Annotated in this window: 24 protein-coding genes and 1 pseudogene; 17 read left to right on the top strand and 8 right to left on the bottom strand. The window is 46.1% G+C overall.

Annotation, left to right across the window (positions count from 1 at the left end; genetic code table 11):
• The first annotated feature begins 7 nt into the window (after positions 1 to 7).
• Complete coding sequence (locus tag VF685_RS08315; protein ID WP_016659891.1) at positions 8 to 3187, top strand: efflux RND transporter permease subunit; 3180 nt, start codon at positions 8 to 10, stop codon at positions 3185 to 3187.
• Positions 3187 to 4644 carry a multidrug efflux RND transporter AdeIJK outer membrane channel subunit AdeK gene (gene adeK / locus VF685_RS08310; protein ID WP_005176082.1) on the top strand — a complete coding sequence of 486 codons (1458 nt, stop codon included), beginning with the start codon at positions 3187 to 3189 and terminating at the stop codon, positions 4642 to 4644. Before VF685_RS08315 ends, adeK begins: the two co-directional genes overlap by 1 nt.
• Here adeK and VF685_RS08305 read toward each other — a convergent pair.
• Complete coding sequence (locus VF685_RS08305) at positions 4635 to 4943, bottom strand: hypothetical protein (RefSeq protein WP_127799654.1); 309 nt, start codon at positions 4941 to 4943, stop codon at positions 4635 to 4637. The genes adeK and VF685_RS08305 overlap by 10 nt on opposite strands.
• A gap of 3 nt (positions 4944 to 4946) precedes the next feature.
• Between VF685_RS08305 and VF685_RS08300 the strand changes: the two genes are divergently transcribed.
• Together VF685_RS08300 and VF685_RS08295 are read left to right on the top strand one after the other, a co-directional pair.
• Positions 4947 to 5303, top strand: coding sequence for a YbjQ family protein (locus VF685_RS08300; RefSeq protein ID WP_005176080.1), 357 nt, complete (start codon positions 4947 to 4949; stop codon positions 5301 to 5303).
• Between the two features lie 3 nt (positions 5304 to 5306).
• On the top strand, positions 5307 to 5741 hold the full coding sequence (locus VF685_RS08295; RefSeq protein WP_127799656.1) for a YbjQ family protein: 435 nt from the start codon (positions 5307 to 5309) through the stop codon (positions 5739 to 5741).
• Positions 5742 to 5788: 47 nt separating this feature from the next.
• Here the strand turns inward: VF685_RS08295 and VF685_RS08290 are convergent, their stop codons facing one another.
• On the bottom strand, positions 5789 to 6592 hold the full coding sequence (locus VF685_RS08290; RefSeq protein ID WP_075167550.1) for an SDR family NAD(P)-dependent oxidoreductase: 804 nt from the start codon (positions 6590 to 6592) through the stop codon (positions 5789 to 5791).
• A 20-nt stretch (positions 6593 to 6612) separates the two neighbouring features.
• Complete coding sequence (locus tag VF685_RS08285; protein ID WP_045795821.1) at positions 6613 to 7308, bottom strand: hypothetical protein; 696 nt, start codon at positions 7306 to 7308, stop codon at positions 6613 to 6615.
• 184 nt (positions 7309 to 7492) lie between these two features.
• Between VF685_RS08285 and VF685_RS08280 the strand changes: the two genes are divergently transcribed.
• From VF685_RS08280 to VF685_RS08270, 3 genes are all read left to right on the top strand, one after another.
• Positions 7493 to 10387 (top strand): valine--tRNA ligase, encoded by a 2895-nt coding sequence (locus tag VF685_RS08280; protein WP_163146065.1) that lies wholly within the window; start codon positions 7493 to 7495, stop codon positions 10385 to 10387.
• 241 nt (positions 10388 to 10628) lie between these two features.
• Positions 10629 to 11453 (top strand): PAAR domain-containing protein, encoded by an 825-nt coding sequence (locus tag VF685_RS08275; RefSeq protein WP_127799662.1) that lies wholly within the window; start codon positions 10629 to 10631, stop codon positions 11451 to 11453.
• Between the two features lie 7 nt (positions 11454 to 11460).
• A complete protein-coding gene (locus VF685_RS08270) occupies positions 11461 to 12144 on the top strand; it encodes a hypothetical protein (protein WP_127799664.1) in 684 nt (227 codons plus the stop codon).
• Between the two features lie 45 nt (positions 12145 to 12189).
• Here VF685_RS08270 and VF685_RS08265 read toward each other — a convergent pair.
• The 3 genes and pseudogenes from VF685_RS08265 to VF685_RS08255 form a co-directional block, all read right to left on the bottom strand.
• Positions 12190 to 12294: pseudogene (locus tag VF685_RS08265) on the bottom strand (DUF559 domain-containing protein); the annotation flags it as partial.
• A gap of 71 nt (positions 12295 to 12365) precedes the next feature.
• Positions 12366 to 13499: a molecular chaperone DnaJ gene (locus VF685_RS08260; protein ID WP_168396346.1), complete on the bottom strand. Its 1134-nt coding sequence runs from the start codon at positions 13497 to 13499 to the stop codon at positions 12366 to 12368.
• Between the two features lie 93 nt (positions 13500 to 13592).
• Positions 13593 to 14624, bottom strand: a complete 1032-nt coding sequence (locus tag VF685_RS08255; protein ID WP_205779549.1) for a molecular chaperone DnaJ — start codon at positions 14622 to 14624, stop codon at positions 13593 to 13595.
• 254 nt (positions 14625 to 14878) lie between these two features.
• Here VF685_RS08255 and VF685_RS08250 point away from each other — a divergent pair, with 254 nt between their 5' ends.
• From VF685_RS08250 to VF685_RS08230, 5 genes are all read left to right on the top strand, one after another.
• A complete protein-coding gene (locus VF685_RS08250; RefSeq protein WP_005176055.1) occupies positions 14879 to 15556 on the top strand; it encodes a DUF421 domain-containing protein in 678 nt (225 codons plus the stop codon).
• 361 nt (positions 15557 to 15917) lie between these two features.
• Positions 15918 to 16862 (top strand): transporter substrate-binding domain-containing protein, encoded by a 945-nt coding sequence (locus VF685_RS08245; RefSeq protein ID WP_440203605.1) that lies wholly within the window; start codon positions 15918 to 15920, stop codon positions 16860 to 16862.
• Positions 16863 to 16925: 63 nt separating this feature from the next.
• A complete protein-coding gene (locus VF685_RS08240; RefSeq protein WP_005176049.1) occupies positions 16926 to 17669 on the top strand; it encodes an amino acid ABC transporter permease in 744 nt (247 codons plus the stop codon).
• The gene (locus VF685_RS08235) at positions 17669 to 18352 is read left to right on the top strand and encodes an ABC transporter permease subunit (protein WP_005176046.1); all 684 of its coding nucleotides are present in this window, start codon (positions 17669 to 17671) and stop codon (positions 18350 to 18352) included. Before VF685_RS08240 ends, VF685_RS08235 begins: the two co-directional genes overlap by 1 nt.
• Positions 18353 to 18366: 14 nt before the next feature.
• A complete protein-coding gene (locus VF685_RS08230) occupies positions 18367 to 19092 on the top strand; it encodes an amino acid ABC transporter ATP-binding protein (protein ID WP_171457064.1) in 726 nt (241 codons plus the stop codon).
• A 65-nt stretch (positions 19093 to 19157) separates the two neighbouring features.
• On the opposite strand, the gene VF685_RS08225 is transcribed toward VF685_RS08230, so the two are convergent.
• Together VF685_RS08225 and VF685_RS08220 are read right to left on the bottom strand one after the other, a co-directional pair.
• Positions 19158 to 19895, bottom strand: coding sequence for a carbonic anhydrase (locus tag VF685_RS08225; protein ID WP_127798721.1), 738 nt, complete (start codon positions 19893 to 19895; stop codon positions 19158 to 19160).
• Positions 19896 to 20817: 922 nt separating this feature from the next.
• Positions 20818 to 22074: an MFS transporter gene (locus VF685_RS08220; protein ID WP_168396348.1), complete on the bottom strand. Its 1257-nt coding sequence runs from the start codon at positions 22072 to 22074 to the stop codon at positions 20818 to 20820.
• Positions 22075 to 22227: 153 nt separating this feature from the next.
• On the opposite strand from VF685_RS08220, the gene VF685_RS08215 reads away from it, so the two are divergent.
• The 5 genes from VF685_RS08215 (at position 22228) to putP (ending at position 26988) form a co-directional block, all read left to right on the top strand.
• Positions 22228 to 22854 (top strand): 1-acyl-sn-glycerol-3-phosphate acyltransferase, encoded by a 627-nt coding sequence (locus VF685_RS08215; RefSeq protein ID WP_286384970.1) that lies wholly within the window; start codon positions 22228 to 22230, stop codon positions 22852 to 22854.
• A 63-nt stretch (positions 22855 to 22917) separates the two neighbouring features.
• Positions 22918 to 23835, top strand: coding sequence for a patatin-like phospholipase family protein (locus tag VF685_RS08210; RefSeq protein WP_168396349.1), 918 nt, complete (start codon positions 22918 to 22920; stop codon positions 23833 to 23835).
• A 110-nt stretch (positions 23836 to 23945) separates the two neighbouring features.
• Complete coding sequence (locus VF685_RS08205) at positions 23946 to 24425, top strand: NfeD family protein (RefSeq protein ID WP_005176030.1); 480 nt, start codon at positions 23946 to 23948, stop codon at positions 24423 to 24425.
• Between the two features lie 10 nt (positions 24426 to 24435).
• Entirely contained in the window at positions 24436 to 25290 is an 855-nt protein-coding gene (locus VF685_RS08200) for an SPFH domain-containing protein (RefSeq protein WP_005176027.1), read from the top strand.
• Between the two features lie 204 nt (positions 25291 to 25494).
• Complete coding sequence (gene putP, locus VF685_RS08195) at positions 25495 to 26988, top strand: sodium/proline symporter PutP (RefSeq protein ID WP_075167564.1); 1494 nt, start codon at positions 25495 to 25497, stop codon at positions 26986 to 26988.
• The last annotated feature ends 8 nt before the right edge of the window (positions 26989 to 26996 follow it).

Genomic DNA, 26996 nt, shown 5'->3' with positions numbered 1-26996 from the left:
GACTTCAATGGCTCAATTTTTTATTCATCGCCCGATTTTTGCATGGGTGATTGCACTGGTGATCATGTTGGCGGGTATTCTGACCCTGTCCAATATGCCCATTGCCCAGTATCCGACCATTGCGCCGCCAACGGTCACCATTTCTGCGACTTATCCGGGTGCTTCGGCTGAAACAGTTGAAAACACAGTGACCCAGATTATTGAACAGCAGATGAATGGTCTCGATGGCTTGCGTTATATTTCATCGAACAGTGCCGGTAACGGTTCTGCGTCTATTGCGCTGAACTTTGAACAAGGCGTCGATCCTGACATCGCCCAGGTTCAGGTACAGAACAAATTACAGTCTGCCACCGCCCTGCTGCCGGAAGATGTCCAGCGTCAAGGGGTGAGGGTCACCAAATCAGGCGCCAGCTTCCTGCAAGTTCTGGCCTTCTATTCGCCTGATGGCAGCATGTCAGCAAATGACATCAAAGACTATGTTAACTCCAATATTTCTGAACCCTTAAGCCGTGTGGCGGGGGTCGGTGAAGTTCAGGTGTTTGGTGGTTCCTATGCAATGCGCATCTGGCTGGACCCAGCCAAAATGGCCAGCCTGCAAGTCACCCCAAGTGATATTGCCACAGCCATTCGTACCCAGAATGCCCAGGTCGCTGTCGGTCAGTTAGGTGGTGCACCCGCCATAGAAGGTCAGGTGCTCAACGCAACCGTAACGGCACAAAGCCTGCTGCAAACCCCAGAACAGTTCAGCAATATCTTCCTGAAAAATACTGCTTCAGGTGCACAGGTGCGTCTGGGTGATGTAGCTCGTGTAGAACTCGGTGCAGACAACTATCAGTTTGATTCCAAATTCAACGGCAAACCTGCCGGTGGTGTTGCGATTAAACTGGCAACTGGTGCCAACGCGCTGGATACCGCCCAAGCCGTTGAAGAGCGCTTAAAGCTGTTACGTCCAAACTACCCGCAAGGGATGGTCGATCAGCTGGCCTTTGACACCACACCATTTATTGAATTGTCGATTAAGAGTGTTGTTAAAACCTTAATTGAAGCGATTATTCTGGTATTCCTGGTGATGTTCCTGTTCCTGCAGAACTGGCGCGCCACTATTATTCCAACCATGGCCGTACCGGTGGTGGTCTTGGGGACCTTTGCCGTCATCAACATGTTCGGCTTCTCGATTAACACCCTGACCATGTTTGCGATGGTTCTGGCGATTGGTTTGCTGGTCGATGACGCGATTGTCGTGGTGGAAAACGTGGAACGTGTCATGGTCGAAGAACATCTCGACCCTGTGGCAGCCACTGAAAAGTCAATGAAACAGATTTCTGGCGCGTTAATCGGGATTACCTCGGTGCTGTCTGCGGTATTCGTACCAATGGCATTCTTCGGTGGTACGACCGGGGTGATTTATCGTCAGTTCTCGGTGACCCTGGTCACGGCAATGGTACTGTCGCTGATTGTAGCCTTAACCTTTACCCCTGCCCTGTGTGCGACCATGCTGAAACAGCATGATCCGAACAAGCCAGAAAGCAACGGTCTGTTTGCGCGTTTCTTCCGCTGGTTTAACCGCAGCTTTGACAAGCTGTCGGTGAAATATCAGGGCGGTGTGAACCGTATGACCCACAGCAAGATTTTCTCCGGAATTATTTACGGTGCAGTGCTGGTTGTGATTGTGCTGTTATTCCAGAAACTGCCATCTTCATTCCTACCGGATGAAGACCAAGGTGTGGTGATGACACTGGTGCAATTGCCACCAAATGCCAGTCTGGAACGGACTGACAAAGTCGTCAGCACCATGACCAACTACTTCCTGGAAAATGAGAAAGAGCATGTCGAGTCTGTGTTTAGTGTGGCCGGCTTCTCCTTCACCGGGGTTGGACAAAACGCAGGTCTGGCCTTCATTAAGCTGAAAGACTGGTCAGAACGTACTTCGCCAGAATCTCAGGTCGGTGCGATTATCCAGCGTGGTATGGCACTGAACATGATTGTTAAAGATGCTTCTTACATCATGCCACTGCAATTGCCTGCCATGCCTGAACTGGGCGTGAGTGCCGGCTTTAACCTGCAGCTGAAAGATGCCAGCGGTCAGGGTCATGAAAAACTGACCATGGCACGTAACATCATTTTAGGTGAAGCAGCCAAAGATCCACGTCTGGCCGGGGTTCGTCCAAATGGTCAGGAAGATACACCACAGTACCGCGTGATTGTGGACCATGCGCAGGCCGGTGCCTTGGGCGTGAGTATTGCTGAAATTAACAGCACCATGGGCATGGCCTGGGGTGGTTCGTACATCAATGACTTTATCGACCGCGGTCGTGTCAAGAAAGTCTATGTTCAGGGTGAAGCAGGCTCACGTATGATGCCGGAAGACCTCGATCAATGGTATGTACGTAATAACCGCGGCGAAATGGTACCATTCTCGGCCTTTGCAACCGGTGAATGGACTTATGGTTCACCACGTTTAGAGCGTTATAACGGCGTATCCTCCATGAACATTCAGGGTACACCAGCGCCTGGCGTCAGCTCGGGTGATGCGATGGTGGCCATGGAAGAAATTATTGCCAAGCTGCCAGACATGGGCTTGCAAGGTTTCGACTATGAATGGACCGGTCTGTCACTGGAAGAACGTGAATCGGGTGATCAGGCACCATTCCTGTATGCCCTGTCATTGTTAATTGTCTTCCTGTGTCTGGCAGCGCTGTATGAAAGCTGGTCAATTCCGTTCTCGGTATTACTGGTCGTACCATTAGGTATTGTCGGTGCCCTGTTCCTGACCTTCAGCGGGATGGTGCTGTTCCAGAACCCGAACCTGTCCAATAACATCTACTTCCAGGTGGCGATTATTGCGGTGATTGGTCTGTCTGCGAAAAACGCGATCCTGATTGTCGAATTCGCCAAAGAGTTGCAGGAAAAAGGTGAAGACCTGTTTGAAGCCACTTTACATGCGGCAAAAATGCGTTTACGTCCAATTATCATGACCACTTTAGCCTTCGGTTTTGGTGTACTTCCGCTGGCCCTGTCTTCAGGTGCCGGTGCAGGTAGCCAGCACTCGGTCGGTTATGGTGTTCTGGGCGGCGTAATCAGTTCGACCTTGTTGGGTATCTTCTTTATCCCGGTATTCTACGTGTGGATTCGAAGTATCTTTAAATACAAACCAAAACAACAAAATCATCAGGAGCATGTATCGTGATGCAAAACTTATGGTCTCTTACAGGCCGTGGTATTGCGGTTTCTGCCCTTGCGCTTGCTTTGACAGCCTGTCAGAGTATGCGCGGGCCAGAGCCGGTTGCTCAGGCGAATATTCCGAGCAGCTATAGCAATGCTTCCGGAAGCTCTGTTGCAGAACAGGGTTATAAAGATTTCTTTGCCGATCAGCGCCTGCTACAGGTGCTGGATCTGGCCTTAACCAATAACCGTGATTTACGTACTGCGGCGCTGAACATCCAGCGTGCCCAGCAACAGTACCAGATTACTGAAAATAACCAGTTACCGACCATTGGCGCCAGTGGCAGCGTGTTACGTCAGGACACCATGAGCAATCAGGGTCGTGGCCCAAGCACCTCCTATAACGTAGGTTTAGGGGTCACCGCCTATGAGCTGGATTTCTGGGGTCGGGTCCGCAGCCTGCGTGACAATGCACTGGATAATTTCCTGGCCACCCAAAGTGCCCGTGATGCCACGCAAATTGCCCTGATTGGTCAGGTGTCTCAGGCCTGGCTCAGCTATTCCTTTGCCAATGCCAACCTGAAACTGGCCGAGCAAACTTTAAAGGCCCAGCTTGAATCGTATAACCTGAACAAAAAACGTTTTGACGTTGGCATCGACAGTGAACTTCCGGTACGTCAGGCGCAAATTTCAGTCGAAACCGCACGTAATGATGTGGCCAACTATAAGACTCAGGTGGCGCAGGCACAGAACCTGCTGAATCTGCTGGTGGGTCAACCGGTTCCGGCCAATCTGCTGCCGGCACAGCGTATTACCCGCATTACCTCCAATACTGCAATTGGTGCCGGCTTACCAAGTGATCTGCTGGTAAACCGTCCCGATGTTCGTGCAGCGGAATACCGTCTGTCTGCCGCAGGTGCCAATATTGCCGCAGCGCGTGCCCGTCTGTTCCCGACCATCAGCCTGACCGGTTCAGCCGGTTATGCCTCGGCCGATTTAAGTGACCTGTTCAAATCAGGCAACTTTGTCTGGTCAATTGGTCCAAGTCTGGATATTCCAATCTTTGACTGGGGCACACGTCAGGCCAATATCCGCATTTCAGAAACCGATCAGCAGATTGCGCTATCAGATTATGAAAAGTCGATTCAGACCGCTTTCCGTGAAGTGAATGATGCCTTGGCAGTGCGTGAAAATATTGGTGACCGGATTGCCGCACAGCGCCGTCTGGTGGAAGCCACCAATACCACCTATCGTCTGTCGGAAGCCCGTTTCCGTGCCGGCATTGACAGCTATCTAACCGTACTGGATGCACAGCGTGCCTCTTATGCGGCCGAGCAAGGGCTATTATTGCTGGAACAGGCCAATTTGAACAATCAGGTGGAACTGTATAAAACCTTAGGTGGCGGCCTGAAAGCTAACACTTCAGATCAAGTGACCCAGCAGCCGTCTGTGGCAGAACAACGCCGCGCTGCTCAGCAATAAGATTGTCTGAGTTGTAGCCTCAAGCAGCAGGGTGATTTCATTCTTATCGCTTGATAATCAAGCCAGTGAGCCCCGCGCTGACTGGCTTTTTCTTTGCCTGATGATGTGCCTGGATCATCCATTAAATAAAAGTAGCTCGATAGAGTGATGAGCAAAGCAAAGAAATCCTGTTTTGCTTGTAGTGACTCGCCAAAGGACTGGATACACATCTGCCCGTATAAAACTGTAAAAGAGATGTTTTGATTGCATTTTGCCCGCAGTTTTTCTATCTTCATCAGCAATCTATTGTTATTGGTCATCACATGTTACTGAGTAATTTGGAATCTGTACCCGGACACACCATTCGCCAGCAAATTGATGTGGTATATGGCAGCACGGTACGCAGCAAGCATGTCGGCCGTGACCTGCTGGCCGGATTGAAAAATATTGTCGGTGGTGAGCTGACAGCCTATACCGAACTGCTGGAAGAATCGCGTCAGGAAGCCATGAACAGGATGATCGACAAAGCGCGCAGCATGGGGGCCAATGCGATTGTCGGAATCCGTTTTTCCACCTCCAACATTGCCCAAGGTGCATCTGAACTTTTTGTTTATGGCACGGCGGTGATTGTCGATCCAATCATGCCAAAACTGCCTGATCCCTTCCCTGCACAGGACTAAGTCATGGATGGATTGCTTCTGCAGCTGCTGATTTTTGCGGTACTGTTTGCCGTTGGCTTTGGTTTTGGCCGTTATAACGAACGCAAGCATTTTCAATATCTGGCCGAACAGGAACAGCAACTGACCTATATCCAGCTCGACAGTAGCCGCTTTAAAAGCACTGACCTACCCGGCCAACTGGTCAGCAGCAATGTAGTGATTTCACATGATTACTTTAAATATGCGATTGCCAATGTACAGAATTTACTCGGTGGCCGCCTGACCAGTTATGAAAGTGTGGTGGAACGTGCGCGCCGCGAAGCAATTGTACGCTTAAAGCTGGAAGCCGAGAAAATGGGCGCCACCCAGATTTTAGGCCTGCGTTTAAGCACCACCGAACTGGGGATGCAAGGTGGGATGGTGGAAGTGTTTGCGTATGGGACGGCCATCAAGAAATAAGCTGATGGCCTGATCTGTCTTCATCTCGTCAAATGCTCTGGAACGTATTACTTCACCTTCATTTTACGGATCATTTTATACAGCGTACTTGGCGATAAACGCGACACCCAAACCCCCAGTTTTTCCTTGGCGCCACCAACCACAATATATTCCTCTCCCGCCAGCAAGGCACTGACCGTGGTCTGAGCAAACAGGTCCGGCTCCAGACCATTTTCAATTGCTTCATCCTGATGGCCCTGCGGTTTGCCTTCGCCATTTAAGGCATTAAAGGACACATTGGTTTTGACAAAGCCGGGGAAAATTACCGAAACTTTGACACCCTCTTGCGCCACTTCCGCACGCAAACTGTTGGCCCACATATGAATTGCGGCTTTGGCCGCCGAATAAGAGGCACGGTACTGGGTGCCGAGCAAACCGGCGACACTAGAGACAAAGGCAATCCGTCCCGATTTCTGGGCAATAAAGGTCGGTAACACGGTTTTGGTCAGGAACACCTGCGAGAAATAATCGACTTCCATAATGGCACGTTCTGTCTGCATGGTGGTGTCCTGAATCAGCGCGCGCTGGCTGAGACCGGCATTGTTAATCAGCCAGTCTATCCGGCCTTTGGCCGCTAACACCTGCGCATAAGCATGCCGTACCTGTGATTCATCGGTAATATCGGCACAAACTGACACATGGCGTTCCGGGTTCAGTAAAGTCACGCGCACCTTTTCCAGTTCTTCATAACGGCGTGCGGTCAGAATGACGTCGGCACCTTGCAAGGCACATTCTTTGGCCAAGGCTTTGCCCAATCCGGAAGATGCCCCGGTAATCCACACCACTTTTCCTGTTAAATCCTGCTTGGCCATGAATCTGTCCCTCTATACGTTCATTTGTTGTGATGAATATCAGTGTAACCGCGCTCTGGCTGCGGGTCATTGCCCACAAAGCCCAGAAAATGATTGAAATACTGTTCCGTTACACGGGTATCAAACTGGGTGCCGAGTTTTTCCAGCCGCTTATAGCCAAGCTGGGTAGTCAACTGAATCACCCCGGTCAGGGTTTTATCGACCATAAAATTAAACTTCAGCATTTTCTTTGGCTCGCGGACCAGACTGGTCACGCCCTGATCGACAATCTGGGTAAAAGCCCGAAAGGCCGGCTGAATATAAGCACTATTGCCCTGCCGGATTTGTTCGACACAACCCAAGGTTTCTTTAATCAGCACATTATCGACCGGATAGGCCACATAGGCCTGCCCCTCTTTTTCATAGGTTTTCTGTTGCAGATAATTCACCATCGGCACCAGACGGTCATTGCCAAAAAATGACACCGACCATGGCATATATTTTTGCACGGTATCCATCACCTGCTGCACAATCTTTTCCGATTCACGGTCGGGCGAGCTGCTGGTCCGGGCAATTTCACCAAACACCTGATCGACAATTTCACAGGAAATATGTGACAGCACCTCGCCTAAAGGCTTGGCCAGACTGTGCGGATTACCCTGGTTAAACTGTTGATGTAACTGCTGAAAACGCTGATAGGTAGCTGGGCTTAATTTTAGTGCGATTGAATAGGTCATTGTTGTTCTCGCTTTTTTTCGTCGTTGTTCTGCGAACTTTGCGCATTGTTATTTGCCTACATCATACGACGAGTAAGTGCAGATGCCAATTGCTTAAACAAGCCAATGATTCAGGCTGCCTAAGTCGCCATTTTTTTTGCTACAATAGATGCAATTTTTTATCTACTTTTGATCTGTTCGAACTATGACTGATTCAGCGCAAAATATTGCTACAACTTACGATCCGACCGAGATCGAGAAAAAATGGTACCAAACGTGGGAAGAGCGCGGTTACTTCAAACCGTCTGAAAAAGGCGAGTCTTTCTGTATCATGATTCCGCCACCAAACGTCACCGGTAGCTTGCACATGGGTCATGGTTTTAACAATGCCATCATGGATGCCTTAACCCGTTATAACCGTATGTCAGGTAAAAATACCTTATGGCAACCGGGGACTGACCACGCCGGTATTGCAACACAAATGGTGGTAGAGCGTCAGCTCGGTGCACAAGGCATTAGCCGTCATGATTTAGGCCGTGAAAAGTTCATTGAAAAAGTATGGGAATGGAAAGAACAATCTGGCGGTAACATTACCCGTCAAATCCGTCGTTTAGGTTCTTCTGTGGACTGGTCACGTGAACGCTTCACCATGGATGAAGGTTTATCCAACGCAGTGAAAGAAGTGTTTGTGAAACTGCACGAAGAAGGTTTGATTTACCGCGGTAAACGCCTGGTCAACTGGGATCCTAAATTACAAACTGCCCTTTCTGACCTAGAAGTTGAGTCTGATAAAGAAGAACAAGGTTCACTTTGGCACTTCAAATATTTCTTTGAAGATAAGTCACTTCGCACTCACGATGGTAAAGATCACATTGTAGTGGCAACCACGCGTCCTGAAACATTGCTCGGTGATACGGCGGTTGCGGTTGCCCTTGATGATGAACGTTATGCGCACTTGGTCGGTCAAAATATCATCCTGCCAATTACTGGTCGTGCGGTTCCAATCGTTAAAGATGAATATGTCGACAAAGAATTCGGTACCGGCTGTGTAAAAATTACCCCTGCGCATGACTTCAATGACTATGAAGTGGGTAAACGCTGCGAATTGCCAATCATCAACATCTTCAACAAAAATGCTGAAGTGTTGGCTGAGTTTGAATACATCGCGAAAGCGGGCGAGCAAATTTCTAAAACCATTCCTGCCCCTGTAGACTACATTGGTTTAGAGCGTTTTGAAGCACGTAAAAAGTTAGTCGAACAAGCAGAAGCTGAAGACTGGTTAGACCAAATTCAACCATACACCTTGAAACCACCTCGCGGTGACCGTTCAGGTGTCATCGTTGAACCGTTATTGACGGATCAATGGTATGTAAAAATTGCACCGCTTGCGAAACCTGCTATTGAAGCGGTTCAAGACGGTCGTATCAAATTCGTGCCTGAGCAGTACAGCAACATGTACATGGCGTGGATGAATAATATTCAAGACTGGTGTATCTCGCGTCAATTGTGGTGGGGTCACCGTATCCCTGCTTGGTACGATGCAGAAGGTAATGTTTACGTGGGTCGTAACGAAGAAGAAGTTCGTGCGAAAAACGGTATTGCCCCTGAAGTTGAATTGAACCAAGACGAAGACGTATTGGATACATGGTTCTCTTCTGGTCTTTGGACATTCTCAACTTTAGGTTGGACAGGTGACGAAGCGAAAGACAAAGAAAACTATTTCTTAAATACTTTCCACCCGACTGATGTATTGGTGACAGGTTTTGACATCATCTTCTTCTGGGTTGCTCGTATGATCATGCTTACGATGCACTTCATGAAAAATGAAGATGGCACGCCACAAGTACCATTCAAAACTGTGTATGTACACGGTTTGGTACGTGATGGCGAAGGTCAGAAGATGTCTAAATCTAAGGGTAACGTGCTTGACCCATTAGATTTGATTGATGGTGTTGATCTTGAAACTTTAGTACAAAAACGTACCACAGGTTTGATGAACCCGAAACAAGCGGCGAAGATTGAAAAATCGACCCGTAAAGAATTCCCTGAAGGGATTCAGTCTTACGGTACAGATGCGGTTCGTTTCACATTCTGTGCGCTTGCCAACACCGGTCGTGACATCAAGTTCGACATGAAGCGTGTTGAAGGTTACCGTAACTTCGCCAACAAAATCTGGAACGCAACCCGTTTCGTAATGATGAACTGCGAAGATCAAGTAATTGGTCAAGACGTTCGTCAAGACCTTTGGGAATTGCCTGAGCAGTGGATTGTCAGCCGTCTACAAAAAGCGGAAGCTGCGGTTCAACAAGCCTTTGCGACCTATCGTTTAGACTTGGCTGCACAAGCGATTTACGAGTTCATTTGGAATGAATACTGTGACTGGTATGTTGAATTAACCAAACCGGTTCTGAACGATGAAAATGTGTCTGAAGAGCGTAAAGCTGAAGTACGTCGTGTATTGCTCGCGGTCATGGAAGCGTCTTTACGTTTGGCTCATCCGTTGATGCCTTACCTGACTGAAGAAATCTGGCAAACCCTTGCGCCGAAACTGAACATTGTTGGCGAAACGATTATGTTGGCGCAATACCCTGTTGCTGACCAAGCGCTTATCAATGACCAAGCCGAAGCAGATATGCAATGGCTTCAAGGTTTGATTGGTGCGGTACGTAACATTCGTGGTGAAATGGGCCTAGGGAATGCTCGCTTATTGCCTGTTCTTCTTCAAAACACCACTGATGCAGAAAAAGCGCAGATTGCTCGTATTGAACCATTGTTTAAAGCTTTGGCGAAAGTTGAAAGCATTACGTTCCTTGCAGATGCTGAACAACCGCCATTGTCTTCATCAAGTGTTGTCGGTCATGTATCTGTATTCGTTCCAATGAAGGGCTTAATTGACCCTAAAGCGGAATTGGGTCGTCTACAAAAAGACTTAGACAAGGTTCAAAAACAGCATGACCAAATTGCAACTAAACTTGCAAATGAAGGTTTTGTGGCAAAAGCACCTGCCGCTGTGGTTGAAGGCGAGAAAGTAAAACTTGCTGAATTTGCTAATCAGTTAGCGAAGATTAAAGCGAATATGGAGCAAATTGCAGCGCTTTGATTTAAGGGTTATGATTTAATCTAAAGAAAGGGAAGCGCAATGTAGCTTCCCTTTTTATTAAAATAAATTAATTACTTTTATTCTAGTTTGATAAAACTATGCTCAGTTAGACATGATTGATCTTCAATCATTCGATAAATTAAATCTTGTAACTTACAAGTTACAAATATACATCATAATAACAATCCTTTTACAGATAACATTAATTTTGTCAATAGTTTAATCAAATCTGAGTTATTAAATGCAAGCAACAATAACAATAGGTGATAAAACAACTCATGGTGGAGTGGTAACCGAAGTTGATAATACTTTTGTAGTTCAAGGTAAACCTGCTCATCTTCAAGGTATGAAACACTACTGCCCTAAATGCAAAACAATGGTTTCAGCTATAGCAGCTAATAGTTTGGTACTCATTAATGGTAAAGCAATGATTGTGGCCGGTGATAAAACTACCTGTGGAGCCACTTTTATTCCTGGACAAAACTTAGCTGGAAAGGCTCAAGGAGCAGGGTCAAGTTCAATTAGTAATAGTTTGGTTAGTTCAGGCTCATCTAACTTAATTAATGATAATCTTTATAGCAATTTAAATAGTCAAAAAGATAAAACTAAAATATTCTATGTTGAAAGAAACCAAACCAATGTATTCATAAGTCACAGAGCTATCATCATGCCATTTGATGAGGGAGTTCAAGGGCTTTCTGGAGCTGTTAGTTATTTTCTTAATTATGTTTTAACTGGTAGAGATCTCTTTATAAGTGTAATGATGGATCCCAATCCAATTATACATAGTGCTAAAATTTACCCCTACGGAAAAGCAACAATTAAAAGACAAGGTGAAAATTTCGGAACAACTAGACTTCAAGTAGGTTCAGGTGTTTGGGATACTGAGAAAGGAAAGATTCCATTAGGTAGTTGTACTATAAAGCTACCAGAGCCTAATATTAGCTTAGTTGAGGTTGAGCTTGAGCTAGGTTATACCGCTCGACCTAATGACAGTGTGGGATTTGTAACCCCTATCCCTCCATACAAAAAATATACGTTCACTCTAACTTCTTTTGCTAGATAAATACCCTATGAAAAAAATTCTTATTCCAGTATTAGTATCTTTTACAACACTAGGCTTAGCAACCGCATGTAACAGCTCAACTAACAATGCAGTAGAGAATTCTAAGAATACAGATATAACAGCGGAATTGAATATTGAAAGCAAAAAAGTAATAGAAGAGTACAACTCGCTTATTTTAGAATTTCAAAATTCAGATGATGAGAAAAAAACCACTCAAAAGCTTAAATCTTTAATTCCTAGACTTGAGCAAATTAATAGTGATAAAGAGCGTAATCGTATTCTGATTAATACATATTTACGCATTGGAGAAATTGATCGAGCTTATGAGTTCATAGAAGAAATTCTAAGCAAAGACAAACGACCAAATTTGAAAAATTTTCAATGCATGCTTATGGAGTCTTTGAACAAATCACCTTCTTTAATACAAGATTGTTATTTAGCAGCGGCGTCTCTTTATAAAAATAAATTAGATAAGTTAGATCCATCAGAAGCTATGTACACTAAGATATTATGGGGATATAACGTAAATATGTTGCACGCAGGTAATAGAGAATATATCAATCAACTTAAAAAAATTGTGAATGACCAAAAAAGTGAGCAAGATAAAATGATGTACGAGAGCCTATTTGAACTAGAGACAAATATTGAACAACGACAACAGCTATTAACTACTATAGCTTCAAGTATATAATTTTATCACTCTTATATAAGCACTTGATAAGTTGTATCACATAAGACGATGAAATTTAAGATTCATAAATCGCTTGGCGCGTAGAAGTTGCCACATTAAATGTTCTGCATCGGTGGCAGTGTGACGCATGGATTTGGCGAAGGCGAATAATCAGCGGGTTAAAGTGCATAAAAAAGCATCGTCAAAATGACGATGCTCTGAATGACAATCAATGCTAAAAATTACTCAAATGACCAACTAAATGCTCTGCTTTTCAGTAAAATTTTTAAGTAATCAAAATCCTTATAATCATTTAAACGCTTTTCATCTCTTAACAGTTTTGCTTGAATATCTGCTAAATCGCGTTGATATTTTTTTATCAAATCAACAGGTTTAAAACGCTGTTTGTAAAAACCAGAGCCGATCCAATCAAATGAATAAATAATATCATCTATTTCAAATTGCAATTTCTCTACTTGCTCTTCCAACAATAAATTATAAGATTTCAAATGCTCATTCGCGATTTTTGTTGCCTGTTCCTGATCACCTTGCGCTGTAAAAACACGCAATTTCAAAAGAGTAAGCAAATCTTTTTCCTCTAATGCAGCATTTGCTTGCTGTAATAATTCGGTTTTTTCAATGCGCTTTTGTTCATCTTGCTCTCGATCAGGGTGAATTAAGGCAGCAATTTTTGAATAAATGCTTTTTAGAGATTGCCCTGCCATTTTTTTCGCTTCTTCAAGCTGTGTTTGCTTCTTTAAAATTTTCTTTTTTTCCTTTTCAGCAAACTTTTGATATTCATCACGCTCATCTTCATTAAGCTGATTTTGAATAAAATTTGCTTCTTCTCGATCTAATTTATCTTTTACTTTTTCCATAAACGCGTCGAGATTATTGAGATCCAAATCAAAGTCAAGCCAAGCTACGGGTACCCCGATTTGGTCTGCTATCATTTCTTTTATGGCTTGTTTTTGCATCATTTCATCAGCATCAGCACTTTCTTCTATCAGCTCATAATGTTGAGCAATGATAAGCGTCAACTCATGTTGTTGTTCAGAAAGATTCGGATTATTAAGCAGCTGACTCGCTAAAATTGAAATTTTTTCATCTAAACGCACTAAATATGTTTTTGCGATTTTATGCGTATTTTTATATTGCCAAAGCGTCTCTAATTGAGCGAACAAAACGTGGTGCCACTGACGATATAAAGGTAATAGCTCATCTCTTGCATCCTCTTGAACTTGTTTTTGCGCTTGTTGCCAGTCCGCCAATACCATTTGTAATTGCTCAATTTTCTCAAGCAATCGATTAAACTTTTTTTGTTGTGCCGATAATTTTTCACTTGTTTGATAAATGCTTAAATCTAAATTGCTCATTCACTGACTTCAACGCTAATCTCAATTTCTGTAATATTTTAGCATAATGAATAGTATACAAACTTTTTGCTTAGTTCAAAAAAACTATATTCTTTACAAAACCCCATGCTCCAACAACATCCCTAGCCCACTCTGTTTCCCCATAAAACTCAGCCGTTGCTTCTCCGCTTTTAACTGATGCTTCATGTTCGAAACATCCGCATCAATCTGTTTATACAACTGCTCAATATTGAGTTGCCCTTTGGACTTTTGCACCGCAATTTTGGCTTTATTTGACCATACAAGCGAGTTAATCAATTCCTGCATCTGCTGTTTTAAGGACTGGCTTTGTGCTTCTAACGCCTGTTGGTAAAACTTGAATTGTTCTGTGCTTAAACCTTTGTTTGAACCGTTTTTACTTTGCTCAACTTCAAGCTGAAGTTTCAGTAAAAAGAATAAATCTTCCTGTTCGTATGCTTCATTGGCACGTTGTAAAAGCTCGGTCTTTTCCTCTTTTTTAGCTTCATCGGACTCACGATCAGGGTGAATGATGGAAGCAATCTTGAGATACACAGTTTTGAGTGATTGATTCACCATCTTTTCAGCTTGCGCTTGTTTTTCTTGCTGACGTTTTAACTTGGCTTGCTCACGTGCTTGTTGGTATTGATCATTATTCCAATCTTCAAATACATCATCGGCTTGGACTGTTTCAGTTTCAGGCTCATCAAAAGTGTCTATATTTTTATTCTTGTTTTTTTTCTTGCTGTATTCATCTGCCTGCTGATAATAGACATGCATTTTTTCCACTTCATCTAACTGCTTTTGACTCAGCAAATGTGAACCTTGTAGTAACCGCGCTAAAGTTTGGATTTTATCTTCCACCAATGCTGTATTTGATTTCGTGAAACTATAACTACTTAGACCATTCCAAAGTGTCTTCATCTGTTCATACAAAGTGCTATATAACTCACGATACGCAGGCATCAGCGCCTTTTGACTATAGGCACGAATGTCATCTTGGGCATGTTGCCATGCAAGCAATAACTGTTTCTGCTGTTCAATCTCATCAATTAAACGGTTCAGCTTCTGATGCTGTGGTAAGACTTCAAGCACCATGTTTGGCGTGGTTTTCAGCGCAAAAGGCATAGGGAAGATAAAGCAAAAGAGAAATTATACCTGATTTATGTGAAAGTATTTTTTGACTCATCTCAGTAAAACTGAAGCAAAGCAAAATCCTGAGCAAATAAGCCTTAACATTACGTGGCTTCAGATCAGGTAATTTTTTGAATTAACCAAGTCACTCAAATCATTGCTGTTCATTACGCAACTATAAACATTCAGCCGCCGCAATTCATGCATAGTATCAACAAAGACCAACAGATTATAAAAAGGACATTCACATGGATTGGGCCAGTATTTTTATTCATGACACCACCTGGGCTTTTGCTGCTGAAATTAGCGTGCGTGCCATCCTCATGTTCAGCATGATCATTATCTTTTTACGTCTGACTGGAAAACGTGGTGTGCGCCAGCTGTCAATTTTTGAACTGGCGATTATTCTATCGCTGGGTTCAATTGCCGGCGACCCGATGTTCACCGAAGATCTGCCGCTGATTCAGGCCCTGCTAATCATGAGCATCGTGATTTTCCTGTATCGTCTGGTGACCTGGTTAATGATGAAATACCAACCCTTTGAAGATCTGCTGGAAGGCAAGTCACTGTATATTGTCGAAGATGGTGAGCTGGTCTTAGAAAAGATTAAACGCGGTAAAATGTCGCATGATGAATTCTTTGCCGAAATGCGCCAGCAAGGGGTCGAACATCTGGGACAGGTACGGGTCGGTTTACTCGAAAATGATGGCAAGTTTAGCATCCTGTTTTTCTCCAATGATCAGGTGCGGTACGGTTTACCCCTGTTTCCCAAAGCCTGTCAGGAAATCACCGACGTTAAACCGCATACCCATTACGCCTGCGTATACTGTGGCTATACCGATTTTTTGCAAAGTGCCGAGCAGATCTGCCCGCGTTGTGACAGCTGTCACTGGACTGAAGCCATCAATACCCTGCGGGTAGATTAATCGCGTGATTTAAATCTCTGTGCCGGTTCATCCACCTTCGCCCAACCGTTTTATCTCAACTTTGGTCATATCTTGGTCTTTAATGGCCCAAGACTGGCACAGTTCCTGCTGTATTTTATTCATGCTTTTTGCTGCTATTTATCTAAAAAGTGGTTATTTCATAACGATTTATCATTAACAAAACGGTTAAAAATTTCGCTTGAGCAATGCTGGAAATCTCGCTTAAGATGAAGCTATGCCGTTGTGCAGAGATAATTAAAACAATCTCATTTGCTTCATTACCTGATAAATCAGTTCCAGGATTGGAATTGCCATGAATAACAGCAAATGACCAATAATCAATACAAAAGGAGTTTTGTACATGACCTCTAAACGCACCCTCACCTCCCTGTTTTGTGCCAGCGCATTCATGCTTGGCCTCAGTGCTTGTAGTGACAATAAAGCTCCAGCTGATGCCAATAGCAACACCAATGCCGCTGCCTCGAGTTCAGGCACCTTAGAGAAAATCAAAAAGTCCGGCACCATTGTGCTGGGTTATCGTGACTCATCCATTCCCTTCTCCTATATTGCCGATACGCCAAATCAGCCAGTCGGTTATGCACATGATCTGCAACTAAAAGTAGTGGAAGCGCAAAAACAGAAACTGGAGATGCCAGATCTGAAAATCCGCTACAACCTGGTCACCAGCCAGAACCGGATTCCACTGGTTTCTAACGGGACTGTCGATTTAGAGTGTGGCTCGACCACCAACAATCAGGAACGCCAGCAGCAAGTCGCTTTCTCGGTCGGTTTCTTCCAGGTGGGTTCACGTTTACTGACGGCCAAAGATTCCGGCATTCAGGATTTTGCTGACTTAAAAGGCAAAAAACTGGTCACCACCGCTGGCACCACCTCTGAACGTTATATCCGCCAGCATGAAAAAGAACTCGGTATTGGCGAAATTATTTCAGCCAAAGACCATGCCGAATCGTTCCTGATGCTACAAAGTGGCCGTGCCGCTGCCTTTATGATGGATGATATTCTGCTGGCCGGTGAAAAATCCAAAGCCACCGATCCAGACAAATGGGTAATTGTCGGCACGGCACCAATTCAGGAAATTTACGGCTGTATGCTGCGTAAAGGCGATACTGAATTTAAACAGGTGGTGGATGATGCCATTAAAGCCACCTATAGCTCGGGTGAAATCAACCAGATGTATAACAAATGGTTCCAGCAGCCAATTCCACCGAAGAACATCAACCTGAACTTTGAAATGTCCGATCAGCTGAAAGACCTGATTGCCAATCCGCACGATCGTGATCAGTAACACTCCAACATAAACCGGCTCAGGTAAACACGGATGCTTTACCTGAGTTTTTGAGGAGGACGTATGAATTATAGTTGGAACTGGGGTGTCCTGTTTCAGTCTACCGGCATTGGCGACAGTACCTATCTGCACTGGATTCTCGCCGGTCTGGGCTGGCTGCTGGTGATTGCCATTGTGGCCTGGAGTATTGCCATGCTACTGGGCAGCATTTTGGGGATTATGCGAACCCTGCCCAGCAAAACCGCCCGCACGATTGGCACCGCCTATGTCACCATTTTCCGTAATGTACCGCTGCTGATCCAGCTGTTCATCTGGTTCTATGTGGTGCCCAATTTCCTGCCAGCGCCCATCAAAAGCTGGTGGATGAATGATCTAGGCGCGCATACTTCAGCGCTGATTTCAGCCAGTATCGGGCTGGGACTGTTTACCGCGGCACGGGTCTGTGAACAGGTGCGCACCGGTATTGAAGCCCTGCCACGTGGACAGATCAATGCCGGCTATGCCATGGGTTTTAGTACCGCGCAGTTATATCGCTATGTAATTTTGCCGCAGTCATTTCGCACCATTTTGCCGCCGTTAAGCTCGGAGCTGACCAACTGCGTTAAAAACACCTCAGTCGCCTCTCTGGTCGGGGTGGCTGAAATTATCTCGCAAATGAAAACCATCAGTGAGTACACGCAAAACACCATTGAAATTTATACCATTGTCACCGTTATTTTTATTGTGATTAATATTTGCCTGATTCAGGGCATGAACCTGCTGGAAAAACGTTTACGTGTTCCCGGCCTGATTGCAGGAGAAAAATAATGGAATGGCTCACTGCATTTTTAAATGATTTACAACTGTCCGGGCCGGCGCTCTGGCATGGTTTTACCATTACCTTAAAAGTGCTGGTCATGGCGACCATTGGCGGTATTCTAATTGGCACCCTGCTGGCGTTAATGCGCCTGTCTTCTATTCGCGTACTGAATCTGTTTGCACAAGGCTATGTCAATCTGTTCCGCTCGATTCCCTTGCTGCTGGTGCTAATGTGGTTCTATTTTGCAGTACCGTTTTTCTACACCGCCCTCACCGGGAATTACCTGACCATTGATACCGCGCTGGTGTCGAGTATCGTGGCCTTTATGCTATTTGAGGCGGCCTACTTTTCTGAAATTGTCCGTGCCGGGATTCAGTCCATTCCCAAAGGTCAGACTGCGGCTGCCTATGCGCTGGGCATGACTTATGGCCAGTCGATGCGGCTGATTATTTTGCCGCAGGCCTTTCGCAAAATGACCCCGCTGCTGTTACAGCAGACCATCATCCTGTTTCAGGACTCCACCATGGTTTATGCCATTGGCCTGCTGGATTTCTTCCGTACCAATTATGTCCGCGGCGATTTAATGGCACTGCTGACCCAATATATTCTATTTGCCGGGCTGGTGTATTTTAGCGTGAGTTTAATCGCCACCTATGCAGTGAAAAAACTACAAAGGAGGCTGACGGTATGACCGAACCCAAGATTATGATTGACCTCCAGAATGTCAGCAAATGGTATAAGGATTTTCAAGTCCTGGCCGATTGCAGCACCCAGATTCGTCAAGGGGAAGTGGTGGTAGTATGTGGACCATCGGGTTCGGGAAAATCGACCTTGATTAAAACCGTAAATGGTCTGGAGCCGTTTCAAAAAGGCCAGATTCTGGTTGATGGGATTTCAATTAGCGATCCGAAAACCAATCTGAACAAACTGCGCAGTCGCGTCGGCATGGTGTTCCAGCATTTCGAGCTGTTTCCGCATTTAAGCATTACCGAAAACCTGACCATTGCCCAGATCAAAGTACTGGGCCGCTCGGAAACTGAAGCCAAACAGAAAGGGCTGGCCTATCTGGATCGGGTTGGTTTAAGTTCGCAGGCGAACAAATTTCCGGCGCAACTCTCTGGTGGGCAGCAGCAGCGGGTTGCCATTGCCCGCGCCTTAAGTATGGACCCGATTGCCATGCTGTTTGATGAACCAACCTCGGCGCTGGACCCGGAAATGATTACCGAAGTACTGGACGTAATGGTCGAGCTGGCGCGTGAAGGCATGACCATGATGTGTGTGACCCATGAAATGGGCTTTGCCCGCCAGGTCGCCAACCGGGTGATTTTTATGGATCAGGGTAAAATTGTCGAAGACTGCACCAAAGATGAATTCTTTAATACCCAGCGCGGTGAACGTGCCCAGCAGTTCCTAGATAAAATCCTGCATTAATCCGTACAACCAAACATCCCAAATTAAGAAGCAGATCAGATGATCTGCTTTTTTTTCGTATTCGATTACTCCAGCACCAGACGCGCATTGGTCGGCTGTACCGGCCAGTTATTCGGATGTTCCATCAGCTGTGAAAAAGCCTGAATCTGCTGTCTCGAGGCCTGCTGAATCTGTTTGAAGACAATCCAGCGCACGCCTTCGGTACACGGCGGCGTGGTTAAAGAGCCGTTAAAACGATAATAATCCCGTTGCTCCGGTAAAAATGCCGCGGCTACATCCTGATGGTTTAAAATAATGGCCTCACCGGGTTGCTGCGGTAATTCCTGCCACAGCTGTTTCAGCTTCGGATTTTCCTGACCTTCCTGAAACATAATTGCCAGCACCGCCAGTTCACCCGCAGGTGTGGCATGTACCAGATGCATCTCCATCGCAAAACTTTGCCCCTGAATGGTGTTTTCACTTGGACTATGCAAATGGAACTGCTTGAGCTCAAAGACTTTCTGGTCCAGTTCCAAATGATTCCCCTGTTCAAAATTGACCTGAACCGTGCGCTGGTTATTCACAATGGTTTTAGCCTTGGCCGCATAGTTCAGTTTTAACGGCGGCAACTGTGCCGGTGTGGTCTGGGCAATATTAATGGGCGCCTGATTCATGCCCGCGCAGGCCTGATATTCCGGTTTTAACTGGCTCCATTTATCCGGCGCAGTCTGTGCCGCATAGCTCCAGTCAAAATGACTGCCCTCGGCAGCAAAAGCCATATTCATACTCAAAAGTGCAGTCGCTGCAAAAATACTCCGTTTCATTCTTCAACCTTGAAAACACATCATCAAAAGAGCCTTGATCATCCGTAACCTGCGCCGGCAGGACAAAACCAAATCTTCCAACTGCTTATTGCTTTTGTATCTGATTAAAGCGGTTTTTGAGCGTTATAATTCAGCCTGATGGCCTGATAATGACTTGTCCGGTGCATCGACTTATCAAGTTGTACTGATCAATCACGACGTTGCCGCCCAAACCCACCTTGGTTTCCAGTTCGATGATGATGCTTTTTTATAAGTCCGGTACTAACAGTTTTCTGGCTGCTGGATCAGCGACTTATAAAACTGATGACGCTTTGCTTAAATCAACCGGCAACAACATGAGGTATTGAAGAAGTAGATCAGCGATTCTGCTGGCGCTGGCCGATTTTTTAGCTCAGCTTTAGCATGGAATTTTCGCGGTCTTACTAGGTATGTTAAGTTTTCTACCGGGATGGATTGGCCTCGAATTTTAGCTGCACCAGCATGAAGCATGATTGACGTTGTGATTTAGCCAACGCCACTTGTCATTGACGAGTTGATCACAGGATTCATCACTAAAAATGGAATATCTAAACCAAACCAGCTGATGAGTATCTTGCTTATTCAAAAGTCAGTCTTTCTGATCAGGAGCGTCGATCTATGAATTGATTGAACAGGAATTCGACAGTCTGCACGTCAGCGCCTGCATCTGTCTTAAATATGTCATAAACAGCCACTACACTGCTTGTCATCGGGATCGCACACCACTCCCTGCCCATATTCAGGGTCAATTCCAAGAAAGTGCCCTCCTCACTGCATAACATCAGCACAGCCACTATTCATCCAGCAAACGGCTGTGGGTCAAGGTGGAAGGCCATTATTTTTTATAAACCAGTTACGACTCCAGCGATTCCCTCCAGGATCGCTTTTTTTCTTTTTTAAGGATTTATTTGTGCTGAAGCGCCTCATCTTTTGGCAGGCTTCTGGCCCAGACCAGAATCGGAAGCAGACACAGCAGCGCAATCCCGCTAATCATCATTAAATAGCGTGCATAACCAAGCTGATCGCCCAGTATGCCGCTGAGGCTATACAGCCCACCACTGACGGTAGCCATCAGCGCCACCTGAAAGGTAAAATCGGTACCGGCCAGCTGTTTGCGGCTATAGTGCATCACCAAAGTGAGCATCACCACCAGCAGCATCGCCGAAATACCATCTTCCAGCGCATTAATCAGATAAATCAGCCACAATGCTACCGCCTGCTGCTGTTCATACTGATAGGCCAGCCAGCTATAGGCGGCTAAAGCCAGTACTTTCAACACTGAAAACAACACTAAAGCCCGAGCACGTGACATCACCCTGAGCAATAAGCCGGCCACACCTGCACCGAGTAACGCCGCAAACGCCCCTAGCATGGTCACATAAATACCAATCTGGGAAAAACTTAAGCCCAAATCGACCATTAACGGTTTGAGTAGTGGGCCAGATAAACCATCGGCAATTTTAAAACTGAGCAGCACCCATAACCATAGTGCCAAGCTGCGGCTCTGGCGAAAATAACCCAGATACTGGCGCACAACCTGCCAGGAAAAAGGCGTGGTCTTCTGCGCTGTTTTGGCTGTATGTTGCGGTTCACGATACAGTAAAATTGGCAAGGTATTTAAAAATACCAGCAGTGCCAGTATCAGGAACGTGGCCTGCCAGTGCAGCCAGTCCAGGGCCCAGAGCATGGCGCCCCCACCAACAATAAAGCCCAGCCGTGAACCAATCACCTGAAAGGTATTGCCCCAGTGCTGCTGCTGGCCAGTTAAAATATTCACTGCCAGCCCGTCGGTGGCAATATCCTGCGTGGCTCCGACCAGATTCATCAGCAACAGTCCGACAAAAAAGCCAAACAAATACAGCGGTTCATTCAGGGCCTGAATCGGGATAAATGATAGCCCGATTAACACCACGACACTCAGCAACTGAGTCGGAATAATCCAGGAACGGTAATGGCCCTGGGCGCTCCGGCCAAAACGGTCCACCCACGGCGCCCAGAAAATTTTAATCGACCAGGGCAGCATTAACAGACCAAAACCGCCAATATGTGCCAGTGATACCCCTTGTGCCCGTAAAATCACAGGCAAGGCATGGGTCATAAAGCCTACCGGCAGACCTTGCGCCCAGTACAGGGAAAACAGCAACAGATAAAGATTCGGCATAGCAGCGGACATTCCTTTTTATTTCAGGCCAAGCGGATGACTCTAGGCAAAACTGCTCAAAAGAAAGCGTATTTTGCTCTGCTTACCCATTGAATAAAGTCGCAATATTTTGTAAAACTTGGCTGAGTTTCAGTAGGATAATACATAAAAACAATGACCAAGCAATTTCCTGTTTTACCTGATCAGGTGCCTGGCCGCGGCAGCGCCCTGAGCCGAGGCTTGTTTAAATCGCTCTTTTTGGCCCAAGGCTGGCAGCTGAAAGGCGAATTTCCCAACCTTCCCAAAGCAGTGGCGATTATTTCCCCGCATACCTCCAATATTGATGCCTGGCATGGCTTCGCTGCTCTGCTCGGACTGGGTCTGAAAGTCACCATTTTTGGCAAACATACCCTGTTTAATACACCGTTAAAACCGCTGCTGGAATGGATTGGGGTGGTACCGGTAATTCGCCATGCGTCGCAAGGCCATACCCAGCAGATTATTGAAATTATCCGGCAACGTGAACAGATCTGGGTCGGGATGGCGCCGGAAGGCACGCGCAAACAGGCCGAGCAGATTCGCAGCGGTTTTTATCATATTGCCTATGGCGCACAAATTCCGATTGTGATGTTCTCTTTTGATTATGCGCATAAGACCATTCATATTCTTGGTGTGTTTTATCCGACCGGGCATTATGAACAGGATTTAGACGCGATTTATCAGCATTATGAAGGCAAGTTTTCTGCCAAAAATCCGCACTGGCTGGCCAAGCCGTTACAAAAACGCTGGCCCAAAGACTAGCCAAAACCGTATTTTTTTGCTGAGATGTGCGCATATTTTGTTGAATTAATCTCCTATCGAATCATGAAATTACTGCAATTTTCGACCGCTGGCCTATTGCTACTGGCACTATCCGGCTGTGATCGGGCGGTACAAACGCCAGTGACTCCGACGCCCATTCAGGCGCGTGAACCGGTGGTGGCCATTGCCTTAGGCGGCGGCGGTGCCAAAGGTTTTGCCCATATTGGCGTACTGAAAGTTTTAGAATCACACGGCATTAAACCGAAAATTGTGACCGGCACCAGTGCCGGCAGTTTTGTCGGCAGTCTTTACGCCAGTGGTAAATCACCGTATCAGTTACAGCAACTGGCCCTGAACTTTAAAGAATCTGATATTCGCGATTTAACTCTGAACCGTCAGGGCTTTGTGCTGGGCCAGAAACTGCAGGACTATGTCAATCAGCAGGTCGGTAACAAAGCCATTCAGCAGTTCCCGATTCGTTTTGCTGCGGTCGCCACCCGTCTGGACAATGGCCGTAAAGCCGAGTTTATTAAAGGCAATGCCGGTCAGGCGGTACGTGCCTCCTGCAGTATTCCAAATGTGTTTGTCCCCGCAACTATTGGCGGCACCAAATATGTCGATGGCGGTCTGGTCAGCCCGATTCCGGTCAAAACTGCCAAAGATATGGGCGCTGATCTGGTCATTGCTGTAGATATTTCCGCGCGTCCGACCGGCAATACGCCCATGAATATGTGGGGCCTGCTCGATCAGACCATCAACATTATGGGCCAGCAGAGTATTCATGAAGAGCTACGTCAGGCCAATGTGGTGATTCAGCCTAAAGTTGGTCATATTGGCACACTGGATTTAAAAGCCAGCAACCAGACCATTTTAGAAGGTGAAAAAGCTGCCCAGCTGAAAATCCGCGCCATTGAAAAAGCCATCAGCGATTTTAAAAAATCTCCGGCCGCTTTGGCACCACCACCCAAAGCCAAATTTTAACATCGGGGATTTTTTCATATCCAAGTCGGTTGTCATCTGCTACATTGAACAGCATACAGATTGATCTATATCAATGATTCTTTTTACAATCATTCGCGACGAGTCGATGTATGGAATTTGTTCTTGAACCTTGGCACTGGTTTGTTTTAGGCATTTTGCTGATTCTTTCCGAGCTGCTGCTGCCGGCTTTTGCTGCGCTCTGGTTTGGCGTGGGCGCGCTGATGGTGGGCGTTTTATATCTGCTGTTCCCGATGATGGGCACCACCACGCAGCTGGTGATGTGGATCATTTTATCGGTGCTGTGTACCCTGCTCTGGTTTAAATTTATTAAACCACTGTCGATTGATAAAACCAAAGCCGGCCTGTCACGGGAAGCCACCATCGGCCAGATTGGTATGGTCATCCAGACCAATCTGGAGCATGACGAAGTGAAAGTCCGTTTTCCGATGCCGGTGCTCGGTTCTGATGAATGGAACTGCCGCACTCTAAGTCCGGTGCAGGTCGGTGATCGTGTGCGTGTGGTCGATATTCTTGGCAATGATCTGGTTGTGCAGTTGCATAGCCTGCAGAATGACAACGAAAAACAGTGAGTAATATAAAATGAATGCTGGCTCCATTATTGTTTTAGCCCTGCTGGCCTTTGTGGCCATCACCATTTTTAAAGGGGTGCGTATTGTTCCACAAGGCTATAAATGGATTGTGCAACGTTTGGGTAAATACCACACCACCCTAAGTCCGGGTCTGAACTTCGTAATTCCCTATGTCGATGAAGTGGCCTATAAAGTCACCACCAAAGACATTGTGCTGGACATTCCGTCTCAGGAAGTCATCAGCCGCGATAACGCCGTCCTGCTGATGAACGCGGTGGCCTACATTAACCTGACCACGCCAGAAAAAGCGGTGTACGGGATTGAAAACTATTCTTGGGCCATTCAGAACCTGGTACAAACCTCGTTGCGTTCTATTGTGGGTGAAATGGATCTGGATGATGCGCTGTCCTCACGTGACCATATTAAGGCACGTTTAAAAGCCTCGATTTCAGATGATATTGCGGACTGGGGTATTACCCTTAAAACCGTTGAAATTCAAGATATTAAACCATCCAACACAATGCAGTCAGCAATGGAAGAACAGGCGGCAGCAGAACGTCAGCGTCGTGCCACCGTAACCAAAGCCGATGGTGAAAAACAGGCAGCCATTCTGGAAGCCGAAGGCCGTCTTGAAGCTTCACGCCGTGATGCCGAAGCACAAGTGGTACTGGCCGAAGCTTCGCAACGTGCCATTGAAATGGTCACGACAGCAGTCGGCGATAAAGAAATTCCGGTGGCCTATCTGCTTGGTGAACAATATGTAAAAGCCATGCAGGATATGTCGAAATCGCCAAATGCCAAGACCGTGGTATTACCGGCCGATATTCTGAATACCATTCGTGGGGTCATGGGCCGACAAAACTAAGCGCCTTTTTAGCCAAAAATAGACAGCCTGGATGCTGTCTATTTTTATTGCCTGAAAGAAAAATCAGTATTTCATGCAAAATTATGGTTAAATTTCGCCTTCATTTTTTAATCTTTCAGGACTTGTGAGTATCCATCAAGAATTTGCATGGAACGCATTGAGGCCATAAGTCCTTTACTGTCCAACATACTATATGGATACCGTATGAGCTCCCTAAATCCGACCTTAATCACCTTTCTGTTTTATATTGTCGCCATGATCGCGATTGGTCTGATGGCCTATCGCGCAACCACCAACTTTTCAGACTATATTCTGGGTGGCCGCCGTTTAGGCAGCTTTGTCACGGCCCTGTCTGCTGGCGCATCGGATATGAGTGGCTGGTTATTAATGGGTTTACCGGGAGCAATTTATCTGTCCGGTTTATCTGAGGTGTGGATTGCCATTGGTCTGATTATTGGTGCCTGGCTAAACTGGTTACTGGTCGCAGGCCGCTTACGGGTACATACCGAAGTGCAGCACAATGCCCTGACCTTACCGGATTATTTCTCCAATCGCTTTAATGACCAGAAAAAAGTGCTGCGTATTGTATCGGCCTTTGTGATTCTGATTTTCTTTGCGATTTACTGTGCCTCTGGCATGGTGGCCGGTGCGCGCTTGTTCGAAAGTATGTTTGAAATGTCGTATAGCACGGCCTTATGGATCAGTGCCATTGCCACCATCAGCTATGTTTTTATTGGCGGCTTCTTGGCGGTGTCCTGGACAGACACCATTCAGGCTGGCCTGATGATCTTTGCCTTAATCCTGACGCCTATTGTCACCCTGCTGACCTTTTCTGATTTATCTCAAGTGACGCTGGCACTGGAAGCTGCGCGTCCGCAAGCCATGAATCTGGTCGGTGATTTAAGTATTGTTGCGATTATCTCGTTACTGGCCTGGGGCCTGGGTTATTTCGGTCAGCCGCACATTCTGGTGCGCTTCATGGCGGCAGATTCGGTGAAGTCGATTCCGAATGCACGCCGCATTGGCATGACCTGGATGATCCTGTGTTTAGGTGGTGCGGTGGCGGCCGGTTTCTTTGGTATTGCCTACTTCCAGCAACATCCGGAACTGGCCGGGGTGGTGAATGCCAACCCTGAAACCGTGTTTATGGAACTGACCAAAATCCTGTTTAACCCGTGGGTGGCTGGTATTGTCTTGGCGGCAATTCTGGCTGCGGTGATGAGTACCCTAAGCTGTCAGCTGCTGGTGTGTTCAAGTACCCTGACTGAAGACTTCTATAAATCATTCCTGCGTAAATCTGCCTCACAAAAAGAGCTGGTCTGGGTTGGCCGTTTAATGGTGTTACTGATTGCCCTGCTGGCAATCTGGATGGCCGGTAATCCGGAATCGAAAGTTCTTGGCCTGGTGGCTTATGCCTGGGCAGGTTTTGGTGCCGCCTTTGGTCCACTGATTATTTTGTCTTTATTCTGGAAACGCATGACTTTAAATGGCGCGCTAGCCGGCATGATCGTGGGTGCGGTGATGGTGATTCTCTGGAAAAATGTCTGGGGCGATACCGGTATCTATGAAATTATTCCGGGCTTTGTCTGCTCGTTTATTGCCATTATTGTGGTGAGCTTGCTGGGCAAAGCGCCAAGCAGCAGCATTACTGAGCGTTTTGATGAAGCAGACCGCTTGTACAAACAACAGACTCAATAATTGCTCCA

It is taken from the genome of Acinetobacter sp. Brlt_5, assembly GCF_051949055.1.
Classification (GTDB): domain Bacteria; phylum Pseudomonadota; class Gammaproteobacteria; order Pseudomonadales; family Moraxellaceae; genus Acinetobacter; species Acinetobacter indicus.
Note: the sequence above shows the minus strand (reverse complement) of the source record. Positions and strands in the feature narration are given on the sequence as shown.

Bases quoted from the DNA above. Each gene is read 5' to 3' on its own strand.
- VF685_RS08220 (WP_168396348.1), bottom strand. From the start codon at position 22,074: ATGCCGAATCTTTATCTGTTGCTGTTTTCCCTGTACTGGGCGCAAGGT.
- VF685_RS08235 (WP_005176046.1), top strand. From the start codon at position 17,669: ATGGAATGGCTCACTGCATTTTTAAATGATTTACAACTGTCCGGGCCG.
- VF685_RS08240 (WP_005176049.1), top strand. From the start codon at position 16,926: ATGAATTATAGTTGGAACTGGGGTGTCCTGTTTCAGTCTACCGGCATT.
- VF685_RS08295 (WP_127799656.1), top strand. From the start codon at position 5,307: ATGGATGGATTGCTTCTGCAGCTGCTGATTTTTGCGGTACTGTTTGCC.
- VF685_RS08270 (WP_127799664.1), top strand. From the start codon at position 11,461: ATGAAAAAAATTCTTATTCCAGTATTAGTATCTTTTACAACACTAGGC.
- VF685_RS08305 (WP_127799654.1), bottom strand. From the start codon at position 4,943: ATGACCAATAACAATAGATTGCTGATGAAGATAGAAAAACTGCGGGCA.
- VF685_RS08315 (WP_016659891.1), top strand. From the start codon at position 8: ATGGCTCAATTTTTTATTCATCGCCCGATTTTTGCATGGGTGATTGCA.
- VF685_RS08210 (WP_168396349.1), top strand. From the start codon at position 22,918: ATGAAATTACTGCAATTTTCGACCGCTGGCCTATTGCTACTGGCACTA.
- VF685_RS08300 (WP_005176080.1), top strand. From the start codon at position 4,947: ATGTTACTGAGTAATTTGGAATCTGTACCCGGACACACCATTCGCCAG.
- VF685_RS08215 (WP_286384970.1), top strand. From the start codon at position 22,228: ATGACCAAGCAATTTCCTGTTTTACCTGATCAGGTGCCTGGCCGCGGC.
- VF685_RS08275 (WP_127799662.1), top strand. From the start codon at position 10,629: ATGCAAGCAACAATAACAATAGGTGATAAAACAACTCATGGTGGAGTG.
- VF685_RS08205 (WP_005176030.1), top strand. From the start codon at position 23,946: ATGGAATTTGTTCTTGAACCTTGGCACTGGTTTGTTTTAGGCATTTTG.
- VF685_RS08200 (WP_005176027.1), top strand. From the start codon at position 24,436: ATGAATGCTGGCTCCATTATTGTTTTAGCCCTGCTGGCCTTTGTGGCC.
- VF685_RS08285 (WP_045795821.1), bottom strand. From the start codon at position 7,308: ATGACCTATTCAATCGCACTAAAATTAAGCCCAGCTACCTATCAGCGT.
- VF685_RS08280 (WP_163146065.1), top strand. From the start codon at position 7,493: ATGACTGATTCAGCGCAAAATATTGCTACAACTTACGATCCGACCGAG.
- VF685_RS08230 (WP_171457064.1), top strand. From the start codon at position 18,367: ATGATTGACCTCCAGAATGTCAGCAAATGGTATAAGGATTTTCAAGTC.
- adeK (WP_005176082.1), top strand. From the start codon at position 3,187: ATGCAAAACTTATGGTCTCTTACAGGCCGTGGTATTGCGGTTTCTGCC.
- putP (WP_075167564.1), top strand. From the start codon at position 25,495: ATGAGCTCCCTAAATCCGACCTTAATCACCTTTCTGTTTTATATTGTC.
- VF685_RS08225 (WP_127798721.1), bottom strand. From the start codon at position 19,895: ATGAAACGGAGTATTTTTGCAGCGACTGCACTTTTGAGTATGAATATG.
- VF685_RS08290 (WP_075167550.1), bottom strand. From the start codon at position 6,592: ATGGCCAAGCAGGATTTAACAGGAAAAGTGGTGTGGATTACCGGGGCA.
- VF685_RS08260 (WP_168396346.1), bottom strand. From the start codon at position 13,499: ATGAGCAATTTAGATTTAAGCATTTATCAAACAAGTGAAAAATTATCG.
- VF685_RS08250 (WP_005176055.1), top strand. From the start codon at position 14,879: ATGGATTGGGCCAGTATTTTTATTCATGACACCACCTGGGCTTTTGCT.
- VF685_RS08245 (WP_440203605.1), top strand. From the start codon at position 15,918: ATGACCTCTAAACGCACCCTCACCTCCCTGTTTTGTGCCAGCGCATTC.
- VF685_RS08255 (WP_205779549.1), bottom strand. From the start codon at position 14,624: ATGCCTTTTGCGCTGAAAACCACGCCAAACATGGTGCTTGAAGTCTTA.